Source organism: Nocardioides gansuensis (genome assembly GCF_003076135.1).
GTDB lineage: Bacteria > Actinomycetota > Actinomycetes > Propionibacteriales > Nocardioidaceae > Nocardioides > Nocardioides gansuensis.
This window is the reverse complement of the sequence record NZ_QDGZ01000008.1, coordinates 194,748-201,381: the sequence shown is the minus strand read 5'-3', so window position 1 is coordinate 201,381 and position 6,634 is coordinate 194,748. Positions and strand designations below refer to the sequence as shown.

At 68.1% G+C, this 6,634-nt stretch carries 6 protein-coding genes; 2 read left to right on the top strand and 4 right to left on the bottom strand.

The annotated features are described in order from the left end of the window. Positions 1-469: 469 nt before the first annotated feature. Both DDE18_RS18550 and DDE18_RS18545 read left to right on the top strand, forming a co-directional pair. Positions 470-1,585, top strand: a complete 1,116-nt coding sequence (locus tag DDE18_RS18550) for a sensor histidine kinase (protein ID WP_165821232.1) — start codon at positions 470-472, stop codon at positions 1,583-1,585. Between the two features lie 82 nt (positions 1,586-1,667). After that, complete coding sequence (locus tag DDE18_RS18545) at positions 1,668-2,402, top strand: response regulator transcription factor (protein ID WP_281258406.1); 735 nt, start codon at positions 1,668-1,670, stop codon at positions 2,400-2,402. Between the two features lie 193 nt (positions 2,403-2,595). On the opposite strand, the gene DDE18_RS23100 is transcribed toward DDE18_RS18545, so the two are convergent. The 4 genes from DDE18_RS23100 to DDE18_RS18530 all read right to left on the bottom strand — a co-directional run bounded on the left by DDE18_RS23100 (position 2,596) and on the right by DDE18_RS18530 (position 6,612). After that, positions 2,596-2,772 (bottom strand): hypothetical protein, encoded by a 177-nt coding sequence (locus DDE18_RS23100; protein WP_165821231.1) that lies wholly within the window; start codon positions 2,770-2,772, stop codon positions 2,596-2,598. Between the two features lie 312 nt (positions 2,773-3,084). Then, positions 3,085-4,083 carry an SDR family oxidoreductase gene (locus tag DDE18_RS18540; protein ID WP_116573758.1) on the bottom strand — a complete coding sequence of 333 codons (999 nt, stop codon included), beginning with the start codon at positions 4,081-4,083 and terminating at the stop codon, positions 3,085-3,087. Positions 4,084-4,656: 573 nt separating this feature from the next. Beyond that, on the bottom strand, positions 4,657-4,962 hold the full coding sequence (locus DDE18_RS18535; RefSeq protein ID WP_116573757.1) for a TraR/DksA family transcriptional regulator: 306 nt from the start codon (positions 4,960-4,962) through the stop codon (positions 4,657-4,659). 531 nt (positions 4,963-5,493) lie between these two features. Further along, complete coding sequence (locus DDE18_RS18530; protein ID WP_245916856.1) at positions 5,494-6,612, bottom strand: PucR family transcriptional regulator; 1,119 nt, start codon at positions 6,610-6,612, stop codon at positions 5,494-5,496. Positions 6,613-6,634: the final 22 nt, after the last annotated feature.

Genomic DNA, 6,634 nt, shown 5'->3' with positions numbered 1-6,634 from the left:
CCGAAACCTCCGAGCCCGCCAGCTCGGTCTGGGTCAGCCCCCCCGCCACCCGGGCAGCACGCACCCGCCGACCCAACGTCGCCGGGTCGATCGACCGAAGCAGCTCAGCCTGCCGGGCATCCATCCACCGATTGTGACTGAAGCGGTCAGCTCTGGTCACAAAACCCGGCAGAAACGGCACAGCTCTGGACCAGGCTCGAAGCTGGAAACCGCAGCGTCGCCATGACCTCAGGTTCGAGCATCGCCGCCATCGGCTCTCGGGTAGGGGTTGGAGCCCAGCGGGGACGAAACAGCTACGCGTCATCCAGGCCAGCGCCCTCCCGCGCCGCAGTTGTGGCGCAGCGGCCCCGATCCGACCACCACTGTGTAGACCACCCGATTGCACACCATGACGGCGTCGTGTCAACGAGCACCGAGCGGGGTACAGAAGACTCTAGATTCGTGGGAGTCCACGACAACGGGGGAATCTATGGACGTCTCGGGAGACGCGCTGGTGGAGGCGCTCTTCGAGCAGCGCCACGTCGGCGTCGCGGTCTGCGACAGCAACGGTCGGCTGCTGAGGTTCAACTCCGCCCTCGAGTCGATGGTCGGCCCAGCCGTGCACTCCTCCCAAGACACCTGGGCGTCGGCCTACCGTCTCTCCGACGCCTCCGGCGCCTCTCCCCTCACCCCAGGCGAGGTGCCCCTCGCCCGAGCACTTGCCGGCGAGATCGTCGTCGATGCGCCCATCACTATGCGCCGGCCCGGCGAGCCGGTGCGGCACCTGCACTGCACCACGACTCCCCTGCGCCAAGGCAGCCGCATCACTGCTGCTCTGGTCCTGGTCACCCAGGTCACCGAGGCCACCGAGGACGACGACTCAGCCGCGGGTCACAAGATCCGAGCGGCTCGCCATCGACAGCGGATGAACCAGATGCGGGATGTCTCAGTCAGGCTTGCCGCGATCGCCAATCATCAGATTCGCACACCACTCACGGTGATCCGAGGACACGTCGAACTCTTGGAGGCTGACGCTGACCATCTCCCGGCACCGGCGCGCCGAGCACTTCCTGCCATCAAGAGCGGCGTCGACTCGCTCACCGAGGCGCTCACAGCACTGTCACACGCGAGCGACCTGGCTCACGCCACTGATCCGACCCTAGAGCCCATCGACCTGATCGACGTTGCAGAACGCGCGATCACCCAGGCCTGTGCCGTCCACCCGGACATCAGGGTTCAACTCTTCACCGGCCCGACAGATTACGTGCCCGCCAGCGCCGACCCGCTGTGGGTCCGCCGCGCCATCGCCGCCCTCATCGATGCCGTGCGCGACTCGACATCTGACACCGGTGTGGCCGTCCACGTCACCGAGGACGGCGACACGGTCCGTGTATCCCTCTCCCCGGCTGGGACACCCCAGGCCCCCTCCGTCAACGCCAAACTCACGAACTTTCGCGGCGACTCGACGGCCAACCCCCACGGTCTGGGAATGCTCCTCGCCCAGACAGTAGCCCTTGCTCACGACGGTGGCCTGGACATCGCCGAGTCTCATGCAGGCACCACCGTCACCCTCCTGCTCTCGCGAGAACCCGACGTCCCCCCGTAACACGAAGTCACGCTCATCGAAGGCCGACACCATCTGCTAGGCCCTACGCAATGCGTGTCGCGGTTGACCCTGTCACGCATGGTTGTCACGGCGGCCCGCCGAGGATCTCAGCGCTCTGACGTCCTGCGACCCCCCGGCCCTCAGTGAGCTGATAGCCCTCGAGCGCTCGCGTTCGTGCGAACGGCAGATACCGTGCCGCTGGCGGTCACTGACACTTGACTGGGCCAGCGGTTGTGTCTCGGGGAACGCTGCTTGTGGGCCCCTGGACCTCTCCCTGCCCGGCATGGACGGCGTCGAGGTGTGCCGCCGGATCCGTGACACCAGCGACTGCTACGTCGTGATGCTCACCGCCCGCGCCCAGGAGATCGACGTCCTGATCGGCCTCGAAGTCGGTGCCGACGACTACATCGCCAAGCCGTTCTCCCCCCGCGAGCTGACGGCCCGCGTCGCGGCCCTCTTCCGCCGCCCCCGCGGGGCCCCCGACCAGACCCGGGCGGCCTCGCCCGCCAGCCCCGCCGTGATCGACGGCGGCGCCGGCCTCCTCGTCGACCGGAACGCCCACCTCGTCACCATCGACGGCGACGTGGTCGACCTGACCCGCACCGAGTACGACCTGCTCTGCCACCTGGCCGCCCGCTCGGGCACCGTCGTGCCGCGCGGTGAGCTGCTCCGCGAGGTGTGGGACACCGAGTTCACCGGCGACAGCCACGTCGTCGACGTGCACGTGGCCAACCTCCGCCGCAAGCTGCGCCTGCACTCGACGACCTCATGGATCCGCACCGTCCGCGGCGTCGGCTTCCGCTTCGACGGGGCCTGAGTCTCCTCAGCGGGCGTTCTGCCTGGGCATGCTGCTCGGCAGGCAGTGCGAACGTCGAGGTCCCGCCACGAGAATGCTCGGGGGTGCTGCACGGCTTCTTGAGATGGCAGTACTCACCGCGGACCAACTGGTCAGGGCAAGGGCGGAGGTTGGCGGCCAACGCCCGACTGGCTGTGTTCAGAGGTCGCGCTCGTTACCCCGAACGACGACGTACGACCGGGTGGGGTGACGTAACCCCGAGGATCCGATCTACCTCATCCCGCGACAGACGCGCATCAGACATGCTGGCGGCCACGATCAACTCGGCGGTCCATTCGACTTCCTCCAGCAAGGCGTGGTCAACCAAGTCAACATCGAACTTGTCATCCATCAGGCTCACCTGCCCGTTCTGACTTCGGGCACGACAACTGAGCCCGAGATTCTCCATCAGTGTGGACGCTCCGGCACGGCCGTGCCGGGCAATGCACGGAGAACCATCCGCATGGGCTACCCACCACCCCCAGAGGGGCCAGGCCGCATCTCGAGACCCGCGGGGCCGTTCATCGAACTGACCTGGGGAGGAGCAGAGCCCGTCACGGCCGGCGGGGAGGAGCAGAGCCCATCATGGTCGGCGGTGAGGGGCGGACCGTGGTACGCCACCACCGCCGACAGCTGGGACGTCACGTAGAGCTCGCGGCGACTGTCAATCGGAGCTCGGACGCGATCTTCTTCGTCGATCCGGCCGCCTCCTAGTGGGGGCGGCGACAAGTGAAGTGGCAAGGACACCCGCGGCCTTACGTGCTGTGAACTGCCAGCTCGAGCTCAGGGCCCGATCGTCGAAGCGGCCGTGGGCACCAGGGTCCCCTACGCTGGGATTCCACAGGTTGTCGCGACGCTCCGGGTCGACTGGTTCGGCCAGTTGCTGGCTGTCATAGCCGGTGCGTGCCAAGTAGTGGTCGATCAGTCCCGCGCTGATGCGGTTGGCGGTCAGTGCGAGCACTGTGGATCTTCCGACGCTCAGCTCCTTGGGTGCGTGCTCCGCGGCCCACAGCACGGCCTCGGCTGCGACCTCGGGCTGGTAGATCGGTGGCACGGGTTGAGGATGGCCCGGGAGCCGGGTGCGGACCCACGAGAACTGCGGGGTGTTGAGCGCCGGGAGTTGCACCATGGTCACGCGCACCCGGGAGTGGTCGTGCAACAGTTCGCAGCGCAGGGACTCGGTGAACCCTTCGACGGCGTGCTTGGCGCCGCAGTAGGCCGCTTGCAGTGGGATCGCCCGGTGGGCAAGGGCCGAGCCGACCTGCACGATCGTGCCATGGTCGCGGGGCCGCATCCGGCGCAGCGCGGAGAGGGTGCCGTGCACGTAGCCGAGGTAGGTGACTTCGGTGACCCGACGGGCTTCTGCCGCCGTCAGGTCCTGGACCGGTGAGAAGACCGACACCATGGCGTTGTTAACCCAGACGTCGATGAGGCCCAAGTGGGTTTCGGTCGTTGCAGCAGCCGCCTCGACCGCGTCGGCGTCGGCGACGTCAAGGGGGATGACGAGCGCCCGCCGACCAAGGGCCTCGACCTCCTTGGCCGCCGACTCCAGACCGTCGCGGCCTCGGGCAAGTAGCGCCACGTCGGCGCCCCGTTCGGCGAAGGCCCGGACCACTGCCCGGCCCACGCCTGCGCTGGCCCCCGTGACGACCACGGTGGGCATCTCAGCCCTTCCTTCCGCTCAGGTCTGGCTGCGCGGTGTGAGTCGGGGTGGTCACGGGGGTCTCTCCGGCGGGTGGTCGCCTGCCGGTTCGACTTTCACTCGCGAAGCACCAGGAATCTCGTCGCCGGCCTTGCCCGCGGGCACGGTCGGCAGGTGCGAACGGCCGGTCGTCGCCGAGCGATTCGGGTAGTGGACGCGCATGGCGCAGGGCCCCGCTGACGCGAGACCGCTCCAGGAAAGGTTGGCAAGGTGACCACTTCCCGCCCGGAGGCAATACGTCGGCGATGCCAACCGGGCTCCGCCGCGCGAGCACGGTGTGCGGCGTACTTCTCCGCCGAGCGAGGCTGAGTGCGACAAGGCTCATATCCACAGCCGACCACCGCCACCTTCTAAAGTCAAGATCTATGAGTAGTAGAGTGGTGGCAGCGCGGCCGGCCGCCGCCGACGCCGCACGCTTCGCCCCGGCCGACACCTACGGGTCCCGCCCAGGCCCGTCACCCCCACCTGCCCGGCCGGCTTGCGACCTGCGGGCGAGGACCAGCACACGCTGAGGTGTCGCCACATGTGTTGACCTCAGAGGTCACGGGCACGCTCACCACAGTGGCTCAGGGCGTGGCGCTGTTTCGACGCCGCCTTCTCCTGGGCTAGCTGACACGACCCGCACCAGATCGACATAGGCAGCGCTGCCAACCTGTCCCGGGACATGATTGCGCCGCATCCCTGACAGCGTCCGTAGCTGCCCTGTTCGATCCTGCGCAGCGCTGCGTTGATCAAGGTCAGGACCGCTTGGGCGGCTTCTCGCAACGCCGCATCGATCTCGTCTCGAGCCGCGTCGGACGACGCCGCGGGCGCGTCATGCAGCCGACTCAGCTGGTCCATGCGGAATGCTCGTTGCTCACTCAGCATCCTCCGAGCCTCCTTGACGAAGCCGGCAGGCAATGCATTCGACGACCGAAAGCGCTTGCCCCGCGCCGGAGGCTGCCGGGACGCGCCCAGGCTGGTCGAGCTCGATGAGCGCTGGTTCTTCCGGGCGGGGTGATCGGAGGAACCAGCGCCCGACCCTTCGCAGCTGCGTGAGTGCAAAGGGAGCGTTGGATCCGGGGCGGTGCCGCTGCTCGAAGCTGGCATGCCGGTGGACTCCATCTCTTGTGCGACGGCCGAGGAAGGGTGCGGTGATGACCCTCTTGGAGTGACGTCAACTCTGTCGGGCCGGCGAGTCGTTGGATAGGCGGCGCCTCGGTCAAGCTACGTCAGGGGTCGTTGCCGAAGACCGGCAACCGGGCACGGCCAACTCCTCGATGCAGTCCCCGCGGGACTCCGACAATCTGCGCATCGGTCAGCGACGGCGATACCACGGCTACCGCCGTACTACCTCCATGCACAGACCCCGGATCGTCCGACGCGAGACAGTCAGGTCGACACGGGCGTCGATGCCTCAGGCAGCGGCCGTTCAGGCCAACCGAGAAGCCTTGCGCCGAGCACCGCAGCCTGAAGGGTGAAGCGATGCGCTGGATCGAGTGCATCAAACCCCGTGAGTGCCATAACACGATCGAGGCGATAGGTCACTGCCCGGACCGAGAGGTGAAGCCTCATAGCCGTCGTGGTCGCGACGCAGCCGCAGTCGAAATACGCCGACAGGGTGTCCAGGAGCGGCAGGGCGCCTCCGCGAGCGTTGTGCAGCGGGCTCAGCACCGAGTGCACCAGATCGACCAGGGCGGGCTGGTCTCGTGCGAGAACTCGGTAGGTCAGCAGGTCTCGGGTCTCGACGATCGGCCTGTCCAGCTGCATGCGGGTGGCCATGGTGAGGCCCTCACGAGCCTCCTCATACGAGCGGGCGATGCCGTAGGCCCCGGGATGCGCTCGACCCACCGCCACGCGCCAGGGTCGCCCCCGCTTGAGCCGGCTGAGCTCGCCATACACGATCTTGCCGAGATCACCGGTCGTCCCCAACCCGCCGGACGTCGGGGGGGCGCCCATCGCATCGGCCAGAGCGATGACGACAACCCATCCTTCCTTAGTTGCGACCAGGACGTCGCGGTCGCCGAAACGGTCCAAGACGACTCTCTCCAGCGAGGTGGTCGCGGCTGCGATCGACGGGAGCCGCTTCCCCGGCTGTGCAAGGGCGACTTGGTGGGCGCGGGTCAAGTCAAGGCCGAAGGGCTCCGCGCGTTCCACGAGGTCGCTGAGATGGGCGTCACCGCGCAGCAGGTCCTCGACGAGCTCGCGTCGCAGGGTCTCCTCCCGGCGAACCATCTCGCGACCGGCCTCGGCGTGACCCTCGGCGAAAGCCGCGACGGCGTCGTCCACGACCTGCAGGACCGCCTCCGCAGCCGCCCGCACCGCCGATCGGTCCCGCTCACGAACCACCGCGGGGAGCCCGCTCCACACGCGGCGGGCTGCCGACAGGTACAGATCGACGCCTCGCCCGACGGGGACTCCTTGCTCGGCAGCGCTTCGGCCCTGGCGGCGTACTGCTTCGATCTCGTTGCGCCCGGGAAACCGGCCGTGCGTGGCCGCATCGGCGAGCATGGGCAGGTAGTCGCCCAGAAGT